The organism is Thalassoroseus pseudoceratinae (assembly GCF_011634775.1).
GTDB lineage: Bacteria > Planctomycetota > Planctomycetia > Planctomycetales > Planctomycetaceae > Thalassoroseus > Thalassoroseus pseudoceratinae.
In genome coordinates this window covers 46,376-68,919 of sequence record NZ_JAALXT010000004.1, presented here as the reverse complement: position 1 = coordinate 68,919, position 22,544 = coordinate 46,376, and the positions used below count along the sequence as shown (strand labels likewise).

Sequence of the window (22,544 nt, the reverse complement as noted above, 5' to 3'; positions counted from 1 at the left end):
ATTCCCCTAAGGTTTGACGTTGCACACGCAGACCATCGCCTGGCAACCCGGACAACCGCCACCGTATTTGTCATGAACGGCTTGGGTTAGGTCGATGTCGGCTACGTTGGCGATGGTGGCCAGCCACGCGAGCACGTCCGCGAACTCGGCGGCGAGTTCCTCGGGCGTGCCCTCTCGCAATGCTGCGGCGAGTTCACCAATTTCTTCCATCAACCACATGAATGTTCCCGCGGTCCCCCGCTGAACATCCTTCGCGGAATACATCGTCTCGATGAGATTCTGCAAATCGCGTAACGTCATCGAATCGGTCATGCTGAACTCAAGACTTTCCCAGAAAGTTACTTCTGCCGAATCGCCCACAGGGATTTGAACGTGCGGAGATAAATGGTGCCGTCGGAGATAGCCGGTGATGCCGAAATCTCCTCTCCAAGATCGTTCTGCGAGAGAACTTCAAATTCCGCACCCTCTTTGACCACGGTAATGATTCCGCCGCGTGCCGTGAGGTAAATTTTGCCGTCAGCCCAAACTGGTGACGCACGGTGTCGATCACGTGTCGTTCGGTTTTCGTCCATTTCCTTGCCGGTCTTGGCGTCGAGAACAAGCAGGTTTCCGTTCTCTCGGCAAAGATAAACGAGTCCGTCTTTGATCAGCGGGGATGGCACGTCAGGCGTGTTTTGCGGTCGCGTCCACAGGTGATCGGAGGAGTCGGCATCGACCAATCCGCGAGCCGAGCCTTTGACTGCAACCACTGGGCCATTTTTCGCTGTTGGCACCACAACCATTCCTTCGTTCGCGACGGGAGACGCCACGAATCGCAAGGTCGGATGGTAGCGGCGATTGGGATCATCACGAGGGTTCAAACCGGCAAGCCGCCAGATTTCTTTGCCGTCTTCGAGATTGAACGCGATGGCGTAATCACCGCCGTGAGTCACCAAATAGGTTTCTTTTCCGTCGTCGTACAACGTCGGTGATGCATAGGAGTGTTCGTTCTCTTGAGAAGCACCAGTGACACGACCGGTCTGCCAAATTTCTTTGCCGGTCGAAGCGTCGAGGGCAACGACGCGAGCTTCTTGCGTATTCGGCCGACCTTCACCGTGGATCAATTGCAGGTACAACCGTCCCTTGTGGAGCACTGGTGTCGAGGCCATTCCGAACTGAATTTGGAACTTGCCGTAACGGTCTTGGAGGTTGAACGCCCACACTTCATTTCCAGCGAAGTCGAAGCAGGCCAAATCGCCCTGGCCGAACATCACCCACACGTGTTTTCCGTCAGTGGACGGAGACGGCGAGGCGTAGTTTCCTTCGTCACCGCGGACCCGTTGGTTTCCATTACCGATCACGCGACGCCACTTCTCTGTGCCATCCGTGCTGATGCACATCAGGAGAAAATCGTCATCGTCGACTGATGTGACGAAAATGTCCTTACCCCAGATGCACGGGGTCGCTCCAGCTTGTCCGGGGAGTGGGAGTTTCCACGCGACGTTCTTGTCCGGGCCGAATTCGATCGGAAGATTCGTCTCACCGGAGATTCCATTGTGACTCGGTCCCCGCCATGACGGCCAATTCTCGGCGGAGGCGTTCGAAAGAGTCGCAAGAGCAAGAACCATCCCGGCCAACGCGGGAATGTCGATTCGGCGGTGGGAAACCATCGGCAACACCTTGACGGAAGTTGATAAATTCACTTGTACGGTTTTTGACAGTGTGGCATAGGGGCTATCGCGCGTCAATCAACGGGTCAGCCCGGCGAGCAAGACGGCCGTCGCGACGGAAACGTTCAGGGATTGCACCGGGCCACGCGGCGAGAGACGACACATGGTGTCGCAGTTTTTCTGCGTGAGCCGTCGTAAGCCCTGCTGCTCATTACCGACGATCAGTAGCCAGGGGCGTTCGCGATCGACTTCGGAAATGTCCTGCTCCGCATGTTCCGATGCACCGAGAATCCACAAGCCGTTGTCTTTGGCAAGTTGCATCGTGCGGGTGAGACTCGGCGGATTGGCGTACGGGACGTGTTCGATTCCTCCCGATGCAGCATCGTAGGCCACACCGGTCAGCGGGGCCGATTTGTGACGAGTAAAGATCAACCCTTCCAATCCAAAGAACGCCGCCGATCGGAAAATCGCTCCGAGGTTTCGTGGGTCTTGAACCTGATCCAACGCCAACCATACGCCCCGACCGTTCGCTCGTTCGGCTCCGTTCGCAAAGATTTCGTCCAACTCAACCGGATCAAGTTCCTTCACCGTCGCGCTGCCGGCTCCAATGCGTTCGGACTGATCCCCTTTCGGCTGCCGTCGTCCGGATTGCTCCGGACGTTGCCCGCGTCGCACGGGCACACGGGCCGCTTTCGCCGTCTCGGCGACCGATTCCCAAGCGGTTCCCGGCTGCCGAGAGTGTAGACGAATCTCCATCACAGCATTCGGCCGCCTCTCCAAAGCTGCCTGCACACTATGAGGGTTACGAAGTTCGATAGCCACGTGGGTCTCAATCTATGGAAGGTCAGCGAGTAGGTCAGGCCGTACCTGACACTGTTGGCGGAATCGAAATGAATTGCGTTGGGCGCTTCTTGACCTACGACTACTGCACATCAATGTTATTTCCCCTTCGGGCTCAAAGGAATATCGACGGTAGCCGGTGGTCGGCAGTCGTACCATGGACTTTCGCCTGGAAGATACTTCGTGCCACGATAGAATTCAGCCAATCGAGTACCTTCGGAGCCCGGGGCACCGAGAACTACTTCCGCGACAATTTCCGTCGCATCCCAAGGGTCGGATAATTCTTTAGCTACAGAAACAGCTCGTTGTTGATTGTCGTATGGGCCGTGCCACTCTACTGTAAATCCAGCATGAACACCCAATTCAGTTCGAATCCAGTAATCTGACATGGTGTTTTTCCTACCGCGACCCGTGATTTGCGCAAAGTATAAGGTTCTTATGCAGACTATATTGGGCTCCACCAGGCACTGCCCCAGATACGGTATTACCCCTTCACGACGAAGTTCACAAGTCGTCCCGGCACGACGATTATTTTGATGATTTGTTTGCCGTCGAGGAAACTTTGAACGGTTTCGTCTTGGGTGGCGGTGGTTTCGAGAGTGGTTTTGTCGGCACCGTTGGGGACTTGGATTTTGGCTTTGACTTTGCCGTTGATCTGCACGGGGACTTCGACGGTGTCTTCGCGGATTTTCGATTCGTCGAACTCTGGCCAGGGTTCGTACGCCAATGAAGTCTCGTGCCCGAACAACTCCCAAAGTTCTTCGGCCAAGTGTGGCGCGAACGGGGCGAGCAACAACACGAACGGTTCCAAGATGGCTCGCGGTCGCTGGTCCATTGCGGTGACGGCGTTGGTGAATTCCATCATCCGACTGATCGCTGTGTTGAACGACAACCGCTCGATATCCTCGCCGACGGCTTGGATGGTCTTGTGAAGGATTCGTTCCTGATCTTCGTTCGGCGGGATGTCCTGCACGGAGGCGTTGAGTTTCACCTCGTCGGCTCGTTCGTCGACGATCATCCGCCACGCTCGACCGAGAAAGCGGTACACGCCGTCCACGCCGGACATGCTCCAGGGTTTGTTCTGTTCGAGCGGCCCCATGAACATCTCGTAAAGCCGCAACGAGTCCGCACCGTACTGCGAAACAATGTCATCAGGATTGATCACGTTCCCACGCGATTTCGACATCTTGTAGGCTCGACTATCGACGACGATTTTCGGATCGTCCGCCAATACGAAGTTCTCGCCCTTTTTCTCAACTTGTTCGGCTTCGAGTTTGACCGCAGTGGCAGGTTCGCCGGTGTCGGCTATCACGTGTGTGGCGTCGAGTTCCTCGTTGGTGTTCTCGCGAACTTTCTTGCTCGAAACCCAGTTGCCGTCGGTGTCTTGAAAACCGCTCAACTCAGGAGCGCCGAGAATCATGCCTTGATTGACGAGCTTCTGAAACGGCTCTGGCGTGGTGACTTCGCCACGATCAAACAAGACTTTGTGCCAGAACCGCGAGTACAACAAGTGCAACACCGCGTGTTCGGCACCACCGATGTAGAGATCGACCGGCAACCAGTAGTTCTCTTTCGCGGGATCGATGAACCGCTCGGAGTTTTTCGGGTCAGCGAACCGCAAGTAGTACCAACATGAACCGGCCCATTGCGGCATGCTGTTGGTTTCGCGTTTGAGCTTCACGCCGTCATCAGCGGTTTGGTAGAGCCATTCTTCAGGAGCTTTGGACAAAAGCGGATCGGGCGTGCCGGTGGGTTGGAAGTCCTCCATCTCTGGCAACACGACTGGCAACTCCGCATCTTCGACGGCCCGCACCATTCCGGTCGGGGTGCCGTCAGCGTCGAGTTCATGCCAGATCGGAAACGGTTCGCCCCAATACCGTTGACGGCTGAACAACCAATCCCGCAACCGATAATTCACGGCTTCTTTGCCGAGTCCTTTTTCTTGCAAGTCGGCGGCAATCTTCGGTTTGAAATCTTCCGTCGCCATGCCGTCGTAGGTACCGGAGTTGATCGCGTACCCGGTTTCCGTGAATGCTTCGTCCAATTCCAAACCGGGGACATGCACGGAACCCTCGGCGGCTTCGTTCATCGTCAACGTATCCAACAGCTGTTTGTCGTCAGCGATTGTGGAATCCGTATCGCTGGTCGAGGCGACCACCTGAAGAATCGGCAAGTCGAACGCCTTGGCGAATTCGAAGTCGCGTTCATCGTGAGCCGGCACCGCCATGATGGCTCCGGTGCCGTAACTGACAAGAACGTAATCCGCGATCCAAATTGGAATTTGTTGGCCGTTGACCGGATTCGTCGCGTAGCTGCCGGTGAAGACGCCGGTTTTTTCCTTGGCTAAATCGGTCCGGTCGAGGTCGCTTTTCAAACCGGCCATCCGCCGATATTCCTCGACGGCGGTTTGCTGGTCTTTCGAGGTCAACCGATCGACCGCGGGGTGCTCCGGTGCGAGCACCATGTATGTGGCACCGTAGAGCGTATCCGGTCGGGTGGTGTAGACCCGAAGCACGTCGGTGTCGGGCGATTTCGGAAAGCCGGTTTGCTCGCGTTGTTGCTTCCAGGCTGTGAAGCCGTCTTCCGTCTGCGAGCCGATGTAGAAATCGACCTCCGCCCCCAAACTTTTGCCAATCCAGTTCCGTTGCAAAGCCTTGACCGAATCGGGCCAATCCAAGTCTTCGAGTTCTTCGGACAATCGCTCGGCGTATGCGGTGATGCGGAGCATCCATTGTCGAAGTTGACGGCGTTCCACCGGATGATCGCCGCGTTCGCTTCGCCCTTCCGCCGTGACTTCCTCATTCGCGAGCACCGTCCCAAGAGCCGGACACCAATTCACCGGGGCTTCGTGTTGATACGCCAATCGGTGCGCATCCTGGTACTTCCGGACCGCAGACTCGCCTTCCGATTGCACGTCATTCGGAATCGGCAACTCGGCAATTGGTCGACCTTTGCCGATGCGTTGTTTGCTGTCGGGCCCGGTCCATTCGTGCTCGGGATCGTACCAAGTGTCGAAGAGTTGCAGGAAAATCCACTGGGTCCAACGGTAATAGTCGGGATCGGTGGTGGCGAATTCCCGCGACCAATCGTAACTGAATCCCAAACTTTTGAGTTGGCGGCGGAAGTTGTCGATGTTTTTGTTTGTCGTGACTCGGGGGTGTGTGCCCGTCTTGATGGCGTGCTGTTCGGCCGGTAAACCGAACGAGTCCCAACCCATCGTGTGCAATACGTTCTGACCCTTCATCCGGGCGTGACGGCACACGATATCCGTCGCGGTGTAGCCTTCGGGGTGCCCCACGTGCAAACCGTCACCCGACGGGTACGGAAACATATCGAGGACATATTTCTTTTCGCCTTCGGGGATCTCGTCCGGCAATTGGAAGGTGGCGTTTTGATCCCAAAAGGCTTGCCATTTGGGTTCGATCCGGTTGGCATCGTAGCGAGGCATGAGTGTCGATGTGGGTTAGGTTTGAAGGCGTCGTGAGCGGCCCTTGAGTTTCATTCCGGGCAATCCACGTTTGGCGCAAGATCACAACGCTCAGTGTAGTGGCGTGCGACGGGTTTGCAATTCTGACGTACGATCGGAAAATGGTAAGCGAATTGTTTCTACAGACACCACCCTGCCACTTTGTGTTCGGAACCCCATATGAATTCTGCTGATTCTCGAATTTCCGTCGATCGTCGTCATTTCCTGTCCGCTCTCGCTGGAGCCGGTGCGGTGGCGGCATTGGCCCCCCAAACCGCGTCCGCAAAGGAACCGAAATCGGCCAGCGGTTCGCATATGAAGTTGTCGCTCGCGGCGTATTCGTTCAATCGCCAACTCCGCAAAGGTGGCAGCGATCCACAAATGACGCTGAGTGATTTCATCGATTTCTGTGCGGAACTCGGGCTCGATGGCACGGAATTGACCAGCTACTACTTCCCATCGAAAGTCACAAATGAGTATCTGATGATGCTCAAAAATCGGACGTTTCGGCAGGGATTGGATATCTCCGGCACGGCGATCGGCAATGACTTTGCCCTTCCCGATGGTGAAGCCCGTCAGAAGCAACTTGCCATGACTCGGCAATGGATCGACTACGCCGCTGCGATGGGGGCGCCCGTGATTCGTATTTTCGCTGGGAAAACGCCGAAGGGCGACAACGAAGCGGAAGCGATCAAGCGGTGTGCAGCAGGGATCAATGAGTCCCTGGAATACGCCGCTGAAAAGGGGGTGCTGCTTGCGTTGGAAAACCACGGGGGTATCACCGCCACACCCAAGCAAATGTTAAGCATCATCGAGCAAGTCGACGAGTCGCCGTGGTTTGGCGTCAACTTCGATAGCGGCAACTTCCGCACCGACGACCCCTACCGCGATCTCGCCAAGATTGCTCCGTTGGCTGTCAACGCTCAGATCAAGGTCATGGTCGCCCCGAACGGTGGTGGCAAGCAGCCGGCCGACCTGCCTCGCATCATCAGCATTTTGAAGGATGCGGGTTATCGAGGCTACGTCGTGCTGGAATTTGAAGAACAGAATCCGCGGGAAGAGATTCCGAAGTTCATCGATCAACTCGCAGAATTGATCCAAAAACCATAAGCGAAAGAAAACACCGACGCCATTGAGTTGGCGTCGGTGTGTCAATTGACTCGGGTTTTACTTTACTCGGTTTCCGAAGCCTCTTCGGTTCCTTTTCCATCGGAATCATCCGAGGGGATGCCCATGCTCGGGGCCAGTTTTCCCAGCAGTTCCTTGGCAATCGCTTTGCGTTTTCCGGCGGGGGCGGCTTGGAGATCGGCGATTCCTTTCTCCAGGATGTCCGCTCGTTCCGGGTCGATTTCACGCACGTTGGCGACGTGATCCGGGAAACTGGTGATTTCGCTACCGAACGGCTGCCCTTCCGCGTAACGCTTTAGGATGGCACGCGGTTCGTTCAGTGGATCGTTGGAGGCTTTGACTTCAATTTCCTTTTCCTGCACGCCTCCACCACATCCGGGGAGAAACGACAGCGAAAATACGGTCATCGCGAAACAAAACAAACGCATGGCAAGACTCTCTTAATTGACAACAATGTGGGTGGGGACTTGGCTCGGGTGAGCCGAGCAATGGTATGGAAAGAGCCGCCAGTCGGAACTAGCGGCTTGAGGGGTCTTCAGCGGAGTTAGCCGTCCTGGAGCTTAGTATTCTCCGAGAACTTCGCCGTCTTGGCGGTTGCCGAGAAGCTGCCAAGTCAGCAGTGTGATGTTGTCGGTGATGAACCGGACGGAACCGTCGGCCAAAACCGCGTTGACACCACCCGGGTGAAGACTTCGCGGCGGAATGATTCCCGTGCCCCAGTCGTGTGCACCACCTGGACAGCAGTCGCCACCAGCCGTCGGGTATTGCCAGTTCGGAGGTGCAGCCGCTGTGAATGTCGATTGAGCCGCCGCATACCAGCCCCACATTGTGCCGTTGTTGTGACGAACACCGGATGGGCTGTCCTGAGCGGCTTGCCCGATCGCCGTGAGTTCCGCTTGCGTTGGGAAGTTCTTATCGGCGATAGAATTGAAGAGACCGTTGTTCGTGTAGAAAACGTCGTATGGGTAGATACCACTGGAACCGCTGGAGGACGATCCCGAGAGAATCTCTGATGCGAGCAACGTGTTTGACGTTCCATCGGTGATATCAGACAGTTTGCGGTCGTGTTGGTACGCGACTGCACCGTTGAAAGCGTTTCCAGCCCACACGGTTTGTGACGAGCTTCCTGTACACCAGGCGTAGTTCGTTCCCGGTCCGCCCCACGTGCTGGTCTGGTCGCCGGGTTCTGGTGCGGAGGGACAATGGAATGCGGCAAGATCCGTCTTCATGACCGTGCCATGGATGAAGCCCCATGTCTTGTTCGCTTCACCTTGCTCGTACAGGTTGTTCTGTTCCAGGAACGGCAGCAGGTAGTAGTTCAAGCTCAGTGCTTCCCAGGCATTCCCGCCAACTTGCGTGTAGTTCCGGGGGAATTCGCGGTAAACATCGTGGTGATTATGCATCGCGATGCCGAGTTGTTTTAGCTTGTTCTTGCATTCTGTGCGACGAGCAGCTTCGCGAGCTTGCTGCACGGCGGGAAGCAAGAGTGCAATCAAAATCGCAATGATTGCGATGACGACAAGCAACTCGATCAGCGTGAAACCACGCAATCGTTGCCGGGACCCGTGTGAACGTATCATGGGACTCTCCTCGGAAAAATGAGAAATGACATCCGACCCGTGCGACCCAGCGAGCTATGTGCCGAGATAAGAAGAAATCAACTGCTCACTGGAAACGCCGTTCACGGTCGAACAAAACGCGTGTGGGGCACGCCTAGAATGGTGGTTCGGTGGCGTGGATAGTAATATCATAGGATATTGATGATTTGAAAAACAATAGCGTCTCAATTTTGTGCAATTTTCGGTCTTGGAAAATCGGTTGCAACACGTCGCAGACATCATTGAAGCTCACACCCGAATCGAACGCTGGGTCCATCGCACGCCGATTTTGACGTGTACGCAGATCAGTCAGCGTTTGGATGCGGACATCGTGTTCAAGTGTGAGAACTTCCAGAAAACCGGTGCGTTCAAAGCCCGAGGGGCAACTAATGCCGTCCGCTCACTGAACGAGAGTGATGCGAAACGCGGCGTGGTGACGCATTCGTCGGGCAATCACGCTGCCGCATTGGCTTGGGCGGCAGGTCTGTGTGATGTGCCGGCGTACATTGTTATGCCGTCCAACGCACCGCGAGTTAAAATCGCCGCGGTCGAGCACTACGGTGGTCAGATCACGTTCTGTGAACCAACGCAGTCCGCACGCGAGTCGACCTGTCAACGCATTCAGAATGAAACCGGTGCGACACTGATCCATCCATACGACGACCCTCGGATTATCGCCGGTCAAGGAACCGCAGCGTTGGAATTCGTGCAGGATTGCCCGGACCTCGATCTTCTGATGACCCCGGTTGGTGGTGGCGGATTGCTGGCAGGAACGGCGATCGTGGCTCGATCGCAAGAGCAGCGAATACGAGTTTGGGCCGGTGAACCGCGAGTCGTCAACGATGCTCTCGAAAGCCTGAAATCCGGCGTCAGACAGCCGACAACCGGTCAACGGAGTATCGCGGATGGTTTGCTCACGGGAATTGGAGCACTGACTTTTCCGATTATTCGTGAATCCGTCGAAGAGATTCGCTTGGCCGAAGAATCGACCATTCGCGACGCTCAGCAGTTGATCATGGAGCGGATGAAGATTGTCGTGGAACCTTCCGCCGCCGTGCCGTTGGCTTGTCTCATGGAAAACCCGCAAGGCATTGCTGGCAAGAAGGTCGGAATTATTCTTTCGGGTGGGAATTTCGAACTCTCAAACCTTGGGCGATCCACCGTATGACCGGCTCCGAGATCATCTCTGACATCGAACGCTTCGTGCGGACTGATCCCGCCCGTCGCGGTTTGATTGCGTCCGAGGAAGAGTTTCCCCCGCTGTGTTTAGGACATTTGGCATCCGCTGCCGAGGAGTTGGCGGCGAATGGCACGTCCATCGGGATCGTCACTGGGTATTTCGTCCCGCGTGCGAACCCGCCTGCTGCAGAAACGGATGGCCCGCTGGGGGCAGCGATTCTTGCTCGGTTTTTTCGGGATCTCGGTCGGAAGGTGGATTTGATTACCGATCCGTTCTGTGCCGACGCGGTTCGTGTGGCGGCGGAAGCGTATGGTCTTCCGCGGGACATCGTTCGCATGTTCGACACGAATTCCCATGGGAATTTGCAATTCGATGACACCGCCACGACACCAGAATGGACGCATCTGATTTCCATCGAACGCAGTGGACCCGCTCACACGTTTGAGTCAGTGAGTCGGGACGATGAGGATCGTCAGCGATTCGCGGAACTTGTACCGAAAACCGCTTGGAATCGGTGTCACAATATGTTGGGCGATGTCATCGACGAATGGACGCCGCCGTTGCATCAGCTATTCGAGCACGTCACCCAAGGCGATCAACGACCGACCACAATCGGTGTCGGGGACGGCGGAAATGAAATCGGTTTCGGTGCGGTAGCGTGGACGGATCTCATTCGACGGTTGCCACCCGCTTCACCGCCGTGCATCCCTTGTCGAATTTCTACCGATTGGACTATCGTAACGGGTGTCAGCAATTGGGGCGGATACGCGATCGCGTCTGCGGTGGCTGTCATTTTGAACGAAGTGAGCCGACTGCAACCATTTGACCGCATCCACGAACAAGCGGCGTTAGAATCGCTCGTTCGTCGTGGTCCCGCAGTCGACGGTGTCACTGCACGCCCCGATCCCACCGTCGATGGTCTGCCATTTCTCACGTACATTCAGCCCTGGCAGAGTATTCGGCGTCGACTTGGGCTGACATCGAATTAGTGTGAATGTTGTTTTGGCTGAGGAGTGAACGCAATGACTGGCTACACTGTACACACCGGTTCTTCGGATGAGTTCGCCGAAGGTTGGGATCGGATTTTCAAAAAGTCCACCGATCAGAAATCGACGAAGAAAACGCCCGCAAAGGCTAAGAAGACAGCGACCAAGAAGAAAAAGAAATCGAAGTCGTGACGTTCGGACGAACGATCGGCATGTAAAAACCCCTCAGGTCAAAAACCTGAGGGGTTTTGTTCGGGGCCGGATTTTGTTCAGCGTTATTCGAATCGGTTGATGCGGTCGATTTGTTCGTTGATCGTCCACAGGTCATACAGCCAACCGACGAAGAACAAGCCCCCGGTGCAAAGGTAGATCAAACCGCTGATCCATTTGCCCATGTAGAAACGGTGGGCTCCCAATGTGCCGACGACCGGGATCGAAAGCAAAATCCAGGCGACATTGTAATCGACTGGGCCTTCCACATACCGTTCGTCGGCCCGATCATCCATCGAAGGAATCAGGAACAGGTCGATCAACCAACCGATGCCTGCCAAGCCCGCCGTGAAGAACCAAATGGTCCCGGTGATCTTCTTGCCGTAATAGAATCGATGCATTCCAAGAAAGCCGAAGATCCACATGATGTAACCAAGCATCATCGAGTGAGTATCTTGGGCCAGGACCGAATCTTCGTAGTGTGTGGTATTGGAATGGCGATGATGAGAGGTCAATGAGGACATCTGACTACTTCCTTCTGGAGTCTCATTAGTTCATCAATCGGGCGACGTGTCCGACAATTGTTTTGAGACAGATATGGTTGCAGAATCCATGCCGATTCTCTGAGAAGCGAGTCAGCCGGTGACGGTGATTCGTTGGTGAAGAAGTCGTAACTGCCGGTTTAGGAATAGGTTACGTGGATCGTGTGTTTCGGTCCTTGTCGGGGTCGGGATTTCGCGGGGGGTGACCAATGTACGAAACTCCGCCAAACTGGTGACTTCTTGACCGGTTTTGCGAGTCATCTTTGCCGATTTGCGATCCGTTGGGCGAGGGAAAATCGGAGTTTTCGCGTTTGAAACGCTTTCATTTCACCGGCTTGCGACTACAATCAGCGACTTGTCTTAGTTTCGCCGGATACCTTCGTGGGAAGGTAACCATGTTTGCGTGCCGCGTGAACTCCAGCGAACCGGTGTGTTGTCGCGTTTTTCTGAGTCGACAACCCAAACTGTGGAGCGTTGAAATATGAGTCGTATGGACATCCGTCGACGACGGAAGAAACGAGCCCGTCTCAAGAAGAAGTTGAAATGCCGGTTCATGCCGGATGGCAAGCCAGTACGTCCAGTCTATGTGGACTACAAAGACGTCAAATTGCTGCGTACGTTGATCGACCGCGAAGGTCGGATTCTGCCTCGCCGCCGAACCGGCACATCGGCTCTATATCAGCGAGCCGTCCGCACAGCCGTTTTGCGAGCACGTTTCATCGGGCTGCTGCCTTACGTCCCTGATGAATAAGCCCTCATTTGCCGACCTTGGGTAAGCGACAGGCGCGATTTCGATGTTCGCCGTGTCGCTTAGTCGGCGTTCTCCGGGCGGTCTTCGTATTCTTGTTTGTTGACGAGTGGATCGCCGGGTTTGATTTCGATTGTTGCATTGGAGAATCGCAACGCGGTCTGACCCGATTCATCGGGACTACCAATTGTCATTGGTGATTGAAGCATCGTTGTTGCGTCATTGAAGATTTGCTTTGCAGTCCGGGTGTCAAACACCCGGACTTCGTTTTTTGCGGTGTTCAAATTCGACGCGAATTGATGAAACACCGGCCGCTGAACCACCCAAAACGGGAGAGACTTCGGCTGGGTGAGCGAACTCCTGGACTCAATATCAACTGCGCTATGTTGCACGCTTTTTGAGTCACGGTCGATCGTTGCGAAGATCCCGTTTACGAATGTCGCCCGCTCCCCTTCGACGACGGGGCGAGTGATCAAGCTGGCATTCTCTTCGGGCCGGTATTGGTTCGTCAGAACCAAATATCGGGCCTCGCTTCGGACGACGGCCATCATCAACAATCGTGGTTGATCCGGGAGCGTGGTTTGGAATCGCGGCTTTCCATCCTCGATGCCCAGAATGTGAAATGCTCCCGAGCGATCTAGCACTGCGACCTCATCGGAGCAGAATGCGGAGACGGCAGCTCCCGGTTCAAATTCGTTCTGCCAAAGATTTTCACCGGTCGCCAAGTCCGTGCATAACAGTTCGGATTTCTCGCGAGTTTGGTTCCAACTGAGGCCATGTTGTCCGAAAACAGCGAACAACGAATCGGCCGTCGTTGGGTTGTCATTGAGAACTCTGGCGCCATCGGTTGCCCGGAGTATCCAAATCTCGTCATCCGGCTGTACAAGAAAGATTCGGCTGTTGGTAGCGAAAATTCGGCATCCACGGGCAATGTTCCGGTACTGCCAACGGATTTCGCCAGTGTAGCGATCCGCCGCCCGGACGAACGTGCCTGCCTGATAGACAATGATGGAATCGTTCGGCGGGGTGATACCGCCAAGCGGTCGACCTTCATCGTCCGTATGCTCATACATGAGTCGATGTGGACCCGCGTAGCGACTCATGCGGAACCGCTGCACGTTTCCCCCTTTGACCCTCCCCTGGGGATCTTCCGCGAAATCTTCCATCTGATTCCGACGCCAAAGAATTCGGGGTGTTCCGTCGTCGGTGAGAGTCTCGAGAACCATGAACTCCGACCCGAAAGACACCAACAGCAAATGTCCTTTCGCAGCGACGAAACTTTCATTGTAAATCGGGACTTGGAGACCGTCTTCATGCACTTGCAACTCCCAGCGAGGCCGTCCGAAGCCATCGCGGGCGATGAGGTGGGAACGCGTCGGTGATAGCGTGAAAGACCAGTCAGCAAAAATAGGGCTGTGTTCTCCTCGCCAAAGCAGTGGAAACTCTCGCTGTGAGGTTCCGTTGGGCAGGAGTTTCGATTCAAGTTGGCGACCGGACCAGGGATTGTGGGTGGGCGTCCAAAGTTCGGATGGCTTGTGTTTCTTGTTCCAAGCGTCGGCGAACTCGGCTCCGGTTTGTCCGGTTGCGAGTTGAACCTCTGGGAATTGCTGTGCCAATTCGTTGACAAGTTTCGCGGCGGACTCTAGATAACCGGCCTTCGTTTGGAGGGTTAGCAACTCCACGGTGGCCGATGCGGCAATTTGCGGTTCGCTCGATCGGCGTAACCTCTCCAGACTGACCGCATACTCGGTTCGGCAACTTAGATGGTTGGAGTGTTCGCGGACGAGCCGATCGAAGTCCTCCGAAACCGCATCGCTGGGGAGCAATGTGAGCCAAAACTGAGCCTGGCTAACCGTTTCGAGATTCTTTCCAATCTCACTGGTGGTTGCTCGAACCGTTTGTCGCTCGTTTTTCGATAGTTGATTCCAGGCGAAATGAATCCGAGCGGCAAGTTGCTCCCGTGCACTCGCCGACCATGTCCCACTGACCGATTCCAATTCGGAAGTCAGTGTGCCGCTTTGACCACACTCGATGCCCTTGAGAAATGCATCGACGTACCGCTTTTGATTCATTAGGCCGTCGATATAGGCAAGAAAGAACTGCCGCGTTTGTTCCGGCGACATCGGCAGTTTGGCCAACAAATCGGCATCGTTCTCCAGGTTGCCGAAATCGTTCTGCACACGGCGAATGAAGACGTCAGCAAGCTGCTCTACCGCAGTTCCCGTGGGTTGGCTCGCCAAGACGAACCGAAAATCCTCGACCGCACCCGCATCATCACCGAGATGGAGCCGCATGCGTCCTCGGCGAATACGTGAGTCGAGATCATTGGGGTTCTCTCGAAGAGCTTGATCGATTTGTTCCTCAGACTGTGTTTGGTCCGCAAATCCCACGATGCGGTTCGCTGTCTGGCAGAACACACGATTCCCGGCGGCCACAAGGTTGCCCTCAAAATCACGACCGATCGACGAAATGGCTTGCAGACGTCCTTCGGGGAGATGAATGGTGGCCAACTGGCCTTTGACGAGAGGAAGGTGGTAGTAGTCACCGCTGCGGTACCCACGTCCGGCGGGTTCATCAATCGGAATTGGCTTCGACCATGCCGGTTTGCCGGTACGAAGATCGTAGGCCATCACGGTCGCTTGGCCGACGACAACAACCTCACGATTTGTCGTCGTGGCGATGTAAAGGTTGTTGGCGCGGGGCAGTTTCCAACGCACCTGCCCGTCCCAAAGATCGAGACAGTGTAGCTCGTTCGAATCGCGGGGCGTCAGCAATACGTATTGGCCGGTGATTGTCGGAGTGGAATCGACCCAGCGGTCACCCGCGTCACCCAATCCGTCCGAACTATCTTCAATCATGATGGCCGGTTGGGCACCAGGAATTCCAAAGTTTGCGACATTGCGTTGATAGGTGAATTCCGAACGTTTTTGAGGGTACTGATATCCCCACAGCAGCATTCGACGAGACAAGTCCAGAGCAACGACCGCACCCCCAGCCGTCGGGCAAACGAGCACACCCGCAGCCCGAGCTGGACTGATCCCTGCGGTTCGCCGGACTCCCGATGCCAAGACGGTTCGGCTTGGTTGAACCAATGTCTGTCGCCATTGCAGCTGACCGGTGTCAGCTCGCAGTACAATCAGGGAAACCTCGCCACCGGATTCCGCGAGACAATACAGTTCCGGGCCGAGCGGCAAGGGTGGTCCGAGAAAAAAATACCCGGCCAACGGGCCGCCGGTTTGCCAGGCAATTTGACCGTCGGTGGAAATGTCGTAGGCAACGAGCCGGTTGGTGTCGGTCGGTGCGGATGGGTGGGGCTCCCCGCGTTGCGTCAGTTGGCGCCGACCGCGGAACCCCATCTCTTCAATGGCAAACACGCGAACGCCATCACTGCTGATCTGTCCGAAAGTCGAATCCAGCCAAAGTCGTTGGGTGAGGTAGTTCTCGAGATCGGATCGTGCATCGCCATTGATCCGTCGTCGGCTGCTGGGATCGTCCAGCAATTCCAGCAAGGAACGGTCAAGGCGAGCCGTTTCCCACGCCAATTCCCCTGTCGACTGTCGATACGCCTGCACGTTTGAAAGAGCGCGAACGATGACCAAGTCGCCCACTACAAGCGGGTGCATCGTCGGAATTCCTGACAGTCGGCCGATCTGACGGTAGTACATTCGCAAATGGTCAACGAGCTGTTCGATCTCGTTGCGATGACGGGTTGTCGGACCGAAAAAGGATTCTGTGACAAGCGTTGGACGATTCCAGGCGATGTCGGACGATGGGAGAACGGCTGGACTGGTCGCGGTTCGTGATGCGTTTCCACGAAACAATAGCCAATCCCGATCGTTAGACCGACTCGTCAGTTGAGAGCGATTGGATTGCGGAGAGAACAAGTCGATATAGTTCTTGGAGAGTTCTGCAACTGTGTATTCCCTTCCGCCCAGTTCGATGCGGTCTTGCCGTGCAAATTTGGCGGCCCGGTCCCAAGCGGCCTGACTTTCTTCCGGGTGCCCGGCCTGGGCCCATGCGGCCGATAGCATCACCGACAACGTCGGTTCAAACCGTTTGGCACGGTCTGGGTGTCTGAGCAAACTTTGGAACTGGAGCGCAGCCGCGGCGGGCTCGCCTTGATCGAGTCGCCATTGACCGAGACGGTAGCCGGCTTCAAACCCCGCTTCTGTGGAGTTGTATTTTCGCACGGCGTCTTCGAGGGCGACTTGATCGCCGGTTTGCATCCCACGTTCGAGCAACCTCTTCGCCACCGGACCGTATTGAAGCTCGTAAAGTCTTCGGCCATCCTCCGCGAGATTGTCAATCATCGCGAGACTGGCTGCTTTGACACTGACGTAACGGTTGGCGTCCGTTTCCGCATCGGGTTGGTAGAACGTATCGCTGTCTTGGTTCAGCAATGCTTGTAGACGCGGCAGAGCCAGGTCGTATTTCGATTTTTCAAGATATCCACGGGCCCGGTTCAGCAGTTGTGTGGATTCGCGATCGACGGTGAACGATGGTTCCGCGTTGTGAACGCCACGGGGGGACGGTTGGAACTGGCGGAGCCGAACGTTGGGCGGAACAAAGATGGGCCGATTCGGGGCCTGAACTTGAGCGTGCCCGACAGACGGAACCCAGCCAACGATCAACACAAGACATGCCAATAGGCTTCGAGGCACTGATGGGCAACACGAAGTGGTGGCCATGAAACGACTCCGTCGGGTTGGCAATCCATTGTGGTGGTGATCCATCGCAGGCAGGCAAACACATCGTGGATGGATCCAAATTGGGTGGGAGCGAAAAATCTCGCTGTCGAGCATCCAGCACGAGCCGTCGATCCGTTTCGTCCTTCGTCCAATGTTAACAGCGTGCGCTAGGCAACTTCAACAGCGTTCATTCGGATCGTGAAGCCAGCGAACGAGGGTGCATGGCTGCACGCCGTTCGACAGTTGTTCGCAACCAATCGGATCGGTCGCAATTGATCAGTCGGTGCTACTTCACGTCATCAATGTCGGGCGTGTGGATTAACTCTTCGTGGGCTCGCAATGCCAGTAGCTGTTTTTTCATGCGTTGCCGAAGCGAAATGAGGTCGGTCAAAACGGTTTGGTAGTCGTCATGGGCCGCCTGTAATTCCTTCGTGGATTGTCCCACCGCAGCGGTCCCGCGTACGAGGCCATGCAAACTTGGTGAGAGTTGTTCGCGTAGGAATTCGAGAACTTCCGAGGACTTCTCCTGGATGTTTTGACAAAGATCGTGGACTTTTTGCCGGTCTTCCAGGCGTTGTAGTTCCGTCATTTCCTGAAGACCGAATGACTCAATGACCCCGCTATGCGAACTGTCACTGACCAAACGACCAAACGGGTCGATTTCTTCCCGAGCGGCGGTCTGGTCGGATTTTGCTTTGGCGAGCCCTTGTTTGGCGGCTTCGAAATCCGGTCGAATCTCAAGAGCTTTTTGGTAACTCTCGACCGCTTTCCGCACGTTCTTCATTTCAACCAGGCAGTTCGCCAAATTGAGATAGGCGTCGGCATTGAGTGGATCTAATCGGACCGCTTGTTGGTAAGCCGACACTGCCATCGCGACTTGCCCGATATTCTTCTGCGCGATTCCTAAGTTGTAGAAACCGACACTGGTTTTCTCGCGTTGAACACCCTTTCGCAGTGCTTCGACCGCTTTGGGAAACTCGCCAAGACGATTATAGACCGCACCTAAGTTCGTAAACGCTCGGCCGTTCTGTGGGTCTAGCTCGATGATTCGTTGGAAGCACTTGGCTGCATTGGCGAAGTCTTTCCGCATGTAGTGGGCGGCTCCCAAACCATCATGCAACTTGATGGCATCGGGATCGAGGGCCAACCCCGCTTCGAAAAAGCGGATGGCTTCGTCAATATCCTTCGCTTTCAACCGTGCTCGGCCTTCACGAAGACAACTCTCGGCTGTTGGGGCAGTACTCATGGCCGATTGAAATTCCGATGGAGAGAGCGCTGAGACGTTAACTGAAAATGCCGCCGAATTGCGACGGCTTCGCTTCACAGGTCTTTCAGGGAAACCAACTTGGAATTCTCGCCGGGGTGGAATGCAATTTTCCGCTCACACGCCAACCAACCCAAGCCTTGCATGACTAAGTCGCGGGGGGCGTCGATGTCGCGAGCCAGCTTGCTGAGTGTGACCGGCTCGTGATCATGCAGATATTCCCAAACCAATCCGGCAACAACACCCACACTTTCGACTTGCTGTCCGACAATTGTGGTCATTGACTGTTCGCTCCTACCCAGAGAGAAATTTTCCATATTGTATCGGTGTTGCTGTATGCGATGCAAAGATATTCTACATCATTGATGGTTCGTTGTTGAGTTCCGGCACCATTGGTCCGGTCACGTTCGGGAAAATCTTGGATACACGTGTGCCTGTGTCTCCTGCTGTCCTTCTGTTGATTTAAGTCAATATGGCCAAAAGGGTTGAGGAGGGTCTTCAATCAAAAGGCTGGCAGTGATGTTGTCGAGAGTGGCGCCGGTCGTTTTCAGTTCGACATCCGCAGCTTGAAACCAGACCAACGCGGTCCGATTTCCAACCGTGAAGACCCGGAGACAGATTCTCGTTACCAAGTCGTACTGTTCGCAGTACAAATCACGGGCTAGGTGGTCGACTTCCAGTACGGATTCGGTATCGTCTTCGATTTCGAGATCGGGGTACTCCGCTTCATAGGCGGCGATCGCCGTTTTGAGCACATGGCTCGGATCCGGCCGACCAGACAACAGTGTGATGGCCCACACACTTGTGGTCGGACTTTGAATCGTGATGGTCACATCATTGTCTTGCGATTGTTCTTCGAGGGTCCAATCGGTCGGGTATTCCAGACGGATATTGTGTTCTTGGTAGACATTCATGACTGGATACAGGTGTGCCCTGTTTGGAGTGCAGACTCATTCAAAATTGCGGATTCCCTGGCTCGAGCAGGCAACCCCTTGGGATTTGGAGGCGGCGAGATACGATCAGGGTTGAGTCGAACCGGAATTCAGAGTAGTCTGAAATCTAGGTTTGGAGAGTATGGAAACCGCTTTCTCAAACCACGGAGATACTTGGTCGCAATGGAACGTGGTCATAGGACGCAAGTCCATCATTGATCAATTCTCGTTCGATTCGCTCGTTCTAGTTTATCAGGGACGTGTCGTTGCGACCACTTCGGCTTTGAAGTGTTTCCATTCTGCGGAAGAGGTATCGTTCATGGCATCCACACGAGCGCAAGATGTTGCGGAGGTTCTTTTTGAACTCAAACGGGCGGACAAATTCGCCACATACAGTGCAATTGCTTCACGTGCAGGATTCAGCGCTGGTGCAAACGGTCGAACTGTGGTCACCACACTGAAGACCGTTCGTCGGGACTGGTCACATCTGCAGTGGTGGCGAGCCATTCACGATAACGGCTTGATCGAAAAAGGATCGGAACACGAAGACAAACTCCGCGAGTGTGGCCTCGAGTTGGAAGATGCAAGCGACAAAGAAGACGCCGTCACTATCGCATCGCTCGATGAACACTTGATGCGTTGGGAAGACGAAGAACAAGCTGCCGAATCGGCTTCTTGAAGGATGTAAAACGCCGGACGTTAGGTCCGTTGGAGTGCTGTCGCGGTGGGGGTGTCGAAGTCCGTTCTGAATTGGGACGGTTGACCTTCTGCAATCACGCGTCCACCTGCTTCTCCACCTGACGGGCCAAGTTCCACCAGCCAATCCGCGTGTTGCATAACATCCAGTCGGTGTTCGCAAACCAGCACGGTATGCCCTGCCGAGAGTAAGCGGTCAAACACGGATAGCAAACGTTCCAAATCAGCGGAATGCAGTCCGGTAGAGGGTTCATCCAGCACGAAAAGGGTCAGTTCATGGTTCTCTCGGGCGAGTTCCGTGGCCAAACGAATCCGCTGGCACTCGCCTCCGGAAAGTGTCTGAGTCGATTGCCCTAACGTCAGGTATCCGAGCCCTACTTCTTGAAACACTGCGAGTGTTTGTGTGATTCGGGGAAAGTTCTGAAAAACTTCCCGAGCGTCGTCGACTCGTAGGTTCAAGATATCGCTGACATTTCGACCCGCAAAACGCACCGCAAGTGTTTGGGGGTTGAACCGACGACCGTTGCAGACTCCGCACGGCAGTTCGATGTCGGGAAGTACGTGTCGATCGACCGCTTCGATCCCCAACCCACGACACGCCGGACATTGGCCAGACTTGTCCGTGAAGCTAAAACGTTTCGCTGTGAATCCCCGCATGCGTGCCTCGCGAGTTTTCGCGAAGACTCGCCGAATTTCGTCCCAGACTCCGCTAAAAGTGGCCGGGTTGGAACGGCTTGAGCGGCCTAGCGACGATTGGTCAATCTTGAGAACTCGTTGCAGGGATTCCACGCCGGATAATTCCGAGTATGTTCGTTTCGCTTTGGCACTCGTGTCGTTTTGAAGATGGGCTGCGACGGCGGGCACGAGTGTGTCTAACACGAGCGTACTCTTGCCGGAACCACTCACACCAACGACGCTCGTCAGGCAACCCAGCGGAAACTTGAGCGTCGTGTTCTTCAAGTTGTGCAACGATGCACCAGTCAATGTGAGCCAACCTTGCGTTTCAGGATTCCGTTGACGCGACGGTTCTGAGTTCTGCGGTGTCGTCAAAAAACGAGCTGAAGGAGCCGACTCGCAGTTGGCGACATCTGCGGGCGGTGCGGAAATTAGCAACCGCCCCCCTTCTCCGCCGGCCCCTGGACCAATTTCGATCACGTGATCGGCGGCACGCATCACACGCAAGTCGTGTTCAACGACAATCACGGTGTTCCCGCGATCACGAAGTTCTTGCAGTGCGGAAATCAGCCGGTCGGTGTCTTTCGCGTGAAGTCCCGCCGTGGGTTCATCAAGAATGTGACACACACCAACCAACCCCGCCCCGAGTCCGCCCGCCAATCGTGCCCGCTGCAATTCACCGCCGGAAAGAGTGGGAGCGGCTCGATTCAAGGACAAATATCCTAGCCCAAGCTGTTCAAGAAAACGCATTCTTGCCAACAATTCCGGTCGAGTCCGCTCGATCACGGCGGCGGCATCCAAACGGAACGTCTCGGGCCGCCACGCTTCGACGGCCGCAATTGTCTCGTCGATGGAATCGGCTTGTAGATCCGAAATCGAAATGTCGGCGACCGTGACGGACCGAGAAAACTCATTCAGCCGCGAGCCACCGCATTCGGGGCATGGGCTAGTTTCGTTGTTCTGCTCGAGGGACCCCAACCCCTCGCAATGGGGGCAGGCTCCGCGATGGCTGTTGAAGTTGAAAGTTTGGGGAGTCAGTTCGGAAAATTCGAGGTCACAGGCTCCGCACCGAAATTGTGTTGTGAAGGCGAGATCGGTCCATCCTTGCTCGTCCTGTCGGCTGACAACACACCGACCTTCACCATGTCGCAACGCAAGATCAATCGATTCCCGCAACCGAGACTCAAAGCCGTCCTTGACGATTAACCGGTCAACAACCGCATCGATGTTTGTGCCTGTCTCCGGAGGAGCTTCGCTGATGTCGACGACTTCATCCGCGATTCGCAATCGGACAAAACCCGCTTGGTTGATTTGTTCCACGACCGTTGGGCCATCTTTGGAGTCCTCGGTCGGCCATGGTGCTAACACCATGAGTTTCGTGCGGGGCTGCCAACTGGCAACTTCCTCGACGATTTGCCGCGACGTATGCCGAGTGATGACCGCCGAGCATTTCGGGCAGTGTGCGGTGCCGGCGTATGCGTAGATGAGTCGCAAGTAGTCCGCGATCTCCGTGAGAGTGGCCAACGTGCTGCGTCGATTCGCCGGTGGTCCGCCTTGCCGCACGGAGAGAGTGGGCGGAAGTCCGTCGATCTCATCGACCGGAGGACGTGGCAACTGTGGCAACGGCTGCCGACGGCCGACCATCAGACTTTCTAAATATCGTCGCTGCCCTTCGGCGAAGAGTGTGTCGAACGCCAGCGAACTTTTTCCGCTCCCGCTGACCCCGGAAATCACCACCAGCCGATTTCGCGGAATTTGAAGATCCAAATTCTTCAGGTTGTGCGTCCGCGCATTCCGCACGTGAATGAATTCGCTGAGTTCTTGGGGGCTCGAATGATTCGACAGTGTCATTAAGTTTTCAGTCGCCAGGTCGCCAGATGTGTGGTCGGTTCTCGATTAGTGGGAGTTGGTTATATACCAAGTCGCGTCCAAAGTTGAGTAC

General features: G+C 55.4%; 19 protein-coding genes. 6 read left to right on the top strand and 13 right to left on the bottom strand.

The features are described from left to right. Nucleotides 1-6: 6 nt before the first annotated feature. The 5 genes from G6R38_RS14595 to leuS form a co-directional block, all read right to left on the bottom strand. Nucleotides 7-312, bottom strand: coding sequence for a MazG nucleotide pyrophosphohydrolase domain-containing protein (locus G6R38_RS14595; protein ID WP_166826904.1), 306 nt, complete (start codon nt 310-312; stop codon nt 7-9). Between the two features lie 26 nt (nt 313-338). After that, nucleotides 339-1,649 carry an outer membrane protein assembly factor BamB family protein gene (locus G6R38_RS14590; RefSeq protein ID WP_166826901.1) on the bottom strand — a complete coding sequence of 437 codons (1,311 nt, stop codon included), beginning with the start codon at nt 1,647-1,649 and terminating at the stop codon, nt 339-341. A gap of 78 nt (nt 1,650-1,727) precedes the next feature. After that, entirely contained in the window at nt 1,728-2,405 is a 678-nt protein-coding gene (locus tag G6R38_RS14585) for a 23S rRNA (guanosine(2251)-2'-O)-methyltransferase RlmB (protein ID WP_240928215.1), read from the bottom strand. 182 nt (nt 2,406-2,587) lie between these two features. Next, entirely contained in the window at nt 2,588-2,878 is a 291-nt protein-coding gene (locus tag G6R38_RS14580; RefSeq protein WP_166826894.1) for a hypothetical protein, read from the bottom strand. A gap of 95 nt (nt 2,879-2,973) precedes the next feature. Next, nucleotides 2,974-5,937, bottom strand: a complete 2,964-nt coding sequence (leuS, locus tag G6R38_RS14575) for a leucine--tRNA ligase (protein ID WP_166826890.1) — start codon at nt 5,935-5,937, stop codon at nt 2,974-2,976. A 198-nt stretch (nt 5,938-6,135) separates the two neighbouring features. Between leuS and G6R38_RS14570 the strand changes: the two genes are divergently transcribed. Beyond that, a complete protein-coding gene (locus G6R38_RS14570; RefSeq protein ID WP_166826887.1) occupies nt 6,136-7,065 on the top strand; it encodes a sugar phosphate isomerase/epimerase family protein in 930 nt (309 codons plus the stop codon). Between the two features lie 62 nt (nt 7,066-7,127). Here the strand turns inward: G6R38_RS14570 and G6R38_RS14565 are convergent, their stop codons facing one another. Beyond that, a complete protein-coding gene (locus tag G6R38_RS14565; protein ID WP_166826883.1) occupies nt 7,128-7,511 on the bottom strand; it encodes a hypothetical protein in 384 nt (127 codons plus the stop codon). 132 nt (nt 7,512-7,643) lie between these two features. Further along, complete coding sequence (locus G6R38_RS14560) at nt 7,644-8,663, bottom strand: DUF1559 domain-containing protein (RefSeq protein ID WP_166826880.1); 1,020 nt, start codon at nt 8,661-8,663, stop codon at nt 7,644-7,646. Between the two features lie 238 nt (nt 8,664-8,901). Between G6R38_RS14560 and G6R38_RS14555 the strand changes: the two genes are divergently transcribed. Genes G6R38_RS14555 through G6R38_RS14545 form a run of 3 tightly spaced genes read left to right on the top strand, consistent with a single transcriptional unit; the run spans nt 8,902 to nt 11,039 of the window. Next, a complete protein-coding gene (locus tag G6R38_RS14555) occupies nt 8,902-9,849 on the top strand; it encodes a pyridoxal-phosphate dependent enzyme (RefSeq protein ID WP_206028593.1) in 948 nt (315 codons plus the stop codon). Next, nucleotides 9,846-10,850, top strand: coding sequence for a glutamate cyclase domain-containing protein (locus G6R38_RS14550; protein ID WP_166826877.1), 1,005 nt, complete (start codon nt 9,846-9,848; stop codon nt 10,848-10,850). Before G6R38_RS14555 ends, G6R38_RS14550 begins: the two co-directional genes overlap by 4 nt. A 33-nt stretch (nt 10,851-10,883) precedes the next feature. Then, the gene (locus G6R38_RS14545; protein WP_166826874.1) at nt 10,884-11,039 is read left to right on the top strand and encodes a hypothetical protein; all 156 of its coding nucleotides are present in this window, start codon (nt 10,884-10,886) and stop codon (nt 11,037-11,039) included. An 83-nt stretch (nt 11,040-11,122) separates the two neighbouring features. Here the strand turns inward: G6R38_RS14545 and G6R38_RS14540 are convergent, their stop codons facing one another. Continuing rightward, entirely contained in the window at nt 11,123-11,581 is a 459-nt protein-coding gene (locus G6R38_RS14540) for an NINE protein (RefSeq protein ID WP_166826871.1), read from the bottom strand. Nucleotides 11,582-12,080: 499 nt separating this feature from the next. Here G6R38_RS14540 and rpsR point away from each other — a divergent pair, with 499 nt between their 5' ends. Next, complete coding sequence (rpsR, locus tag G6R38_RS14535) at nt 12,081-12,350, top strand: 30S ribosomal protein S18 (RefSeq protein WP_206028592.1); 270 nt, start codon at nt 12,081-12,083, stop codon at nt 12,348-12,350. Between the two features lie 59 nt (nt 12,351-12,409). Here rpsR and G6R38_RS14530 read toward each other — a convergent pair whose 3' ends face one another. From G6R38_RS14530 to G6R38_RS14515, 4 genes are all read right to left on the bottom strand, one after another. Further along, nucleotides 12,410-17,035, bottom strand: a complete 4,626-nt coding sequence (locus G6R38_RS14530) for an outer membrane protein assembly factor BamB family protein (RefSeq protein WP_166826868.1) — start codon at nt 17,033-17,035, stop codon at nt 12,410-12,412. Between the two features lie 286 nt (nt 17,036-17,321). Then, nucleotides 17,322-18,281 (bottom strand): tetratricopeptide repeat protein, encoded by a 960-nt coding sequence (locus tag G6R38_RS14525; protein WP_166826865.1) that lies wholly within the window; start codon nt 18,279-18,281, stop codon nt 17,322-17,324. Nucleotides 18,282-18,355: 74 nt separating this feature from the next. Then, entirely contained in the window at nt 18,356-18,580 is a 225-nt protein-coding gene (locus G6R38_RS14520; protein WP_166826862.1) for a winged helix-turn-helix domain-containing protein, read from the bottom strand. 186 nt (nt 18,581-18,766) lie between these two features. Beyond that, nucleotides 18,767-19,213, bottom strand: coding sequence for a hypothetical protein (locus G6R38_RS14515; RefSeq protein WP_166826858.1), 447 nt, complete (start codon nt 19,211-19,213; stop codon nt 18,767-18,769). Between the two features lie 337 nt (nt 19,214-19,550). Between G6R38_RS14515 and G6R38_RS14510 the strand changes: the two genes are divergently transcribed. Further along, entirely contained in the window at nt 19,551-19,910 is a 360-nt protein-coding gene (locus tag G6R38_RS14510) for a hypothetical protein (protein ID WP_166826856.1), read from the top strand. 20 nt (nt 19,911-19,930) lie between these two features. Here the strand turns inward: G6R38_RS14510 and G6R38_RS14505 are convergent, their stop codons facing one another. Next, the gene (locus G6R38_RS14505) at nt 19,931-22,453 is read right to left on the bottom strand and encodes an excinuclease ABC subunit UvrA (RefSeq protein WP_166826854.1); all 2,523 of its coding nucleotides are present in this window, start codon (nt 22,451-22,453) and stop codon (nt 19,931-19,933) included. Nucleotides 22,454-22,544: the final 91 nt, after the last annotated feature.

Coding starts and splice junctions, on each gene's coding strand:
- G6R38_RS14595 (WP_166826904.1), bottom strand. CDS start 312: ATGACCGATTCGATGACGTTACGCGATTTGCAGAATCTCATCGAGACG.
- G6R38_RS14590 (WP_166826901.1), bottom strand. CDS start 1,649: ATGGTTTCCCACCGCCGAATCGACATTCCCGCGTTGGCCGGGATGGTT.
- G6R38_RS14585 (WP_240928215.1), bottom strand. CDS start 2,405: ATGGAGATTCGTCTACACTCTCGGCAGCCGGGAACCGCTTGGGAATCG.
- G6R38_RS14580 (WP_166826894.1), bottom strand. CDS start 2,878: ATGTCAGATTACTGGATTCGAACTGAATTGGGTGTTCATGCTGGATTT.
- leuS (WP_166826890.1), bottom strand. CDS start 5,937: ATGCCTCGCTACGATGCCAACCGGATCGAACCCAAATGGCAAGCCTTT.
- G6R38_RS14570 (WP_166826887.1), top strand. CDS start 6,136: ATGAATTCTGCTGATTCTCGAATTTCCGTCGATCGTCGTCATTTCCTG.
- G6R38_RS14565 (WP_166826883.1), bottom strand. CDS start 7,511: ATGCGTTTGTTTTGTTTCGCGATGACCGTATTTTCGCTGTCGTTTCTC.
- G6R38_RS14560 (WP_166826880.1), bottom strand. CDS start 8,663: ATGATACGTTCACACGGGTCCCGGCAACGATTGCGTGGTTTCACGCTG.
- G6R38_RS14550 (WP_166826877.1), top strand. CDS start 9,846: ATGACCGGCTCCGAGATCATCTCTGACATCGAACGCTTCGTGCGGACT.
- G6R38_RS14545 (WP_166826874.1), top strand. CDS start 10,884: ATGACTGGCTACACTGTACACACCGGTTCTTCGGATGAGTTCGCCGAA.
- G6R38_RS14540 (WP_166826871.1), bottom strand. CDS start 11,581: ATGTCCTCATTGACCTCTCATCATCGCCATTCCAATACCACACACTAC.
- rpsR (WP_206028592.1), top strand. CDS start 12,081: ATGAGTCGTATGGACATCCGTCGACGACGGAAGAAACGAGCCCGTCTC.
- G6R38_RS14530 (WP_166826868.1), bottom strand. CDS start 17,035: ATGGCCACCACTTCGTGTTGCCCATCAGTGCCTCGAAGCCTATTGGCA.
- G6R38_RS14525 (WP_166826865.1), bottom strand. CDS start 18,281: ATGAGTACTGCCCCAACAGCCGAGAGTTGTCTTCGTGAAGGCCGAGCA.
- G6R38_RS14520 (WP_166826862.1), bottom strand. CDS start 18,580: ATGACCACAATTGTCGGACAGCAAGTCGAAAGTGTGGGTGTTGTTGCC.
- G6R38_RS14515 (WP_166826858.1), bottom strand. CDS start 19,213: ATGAATGTCTACCAAGAACACAATATCCGTCTGGAATACCCGACCGAT.
- G6R38_RS14510 (WP_166826856.1), top strand. CDS start 19,551: ATGGCATCCACACGAGCGCAAGATGTTGCGGAGGTTCTTTTTGAACTC.
- G6R38_RS14505 (WP_166826854.1), bottom strand. CDS start 22,453: ATGACACTGTCGAATCATTCGAGCCCCCAAGAACTCAGCGAATTCATT.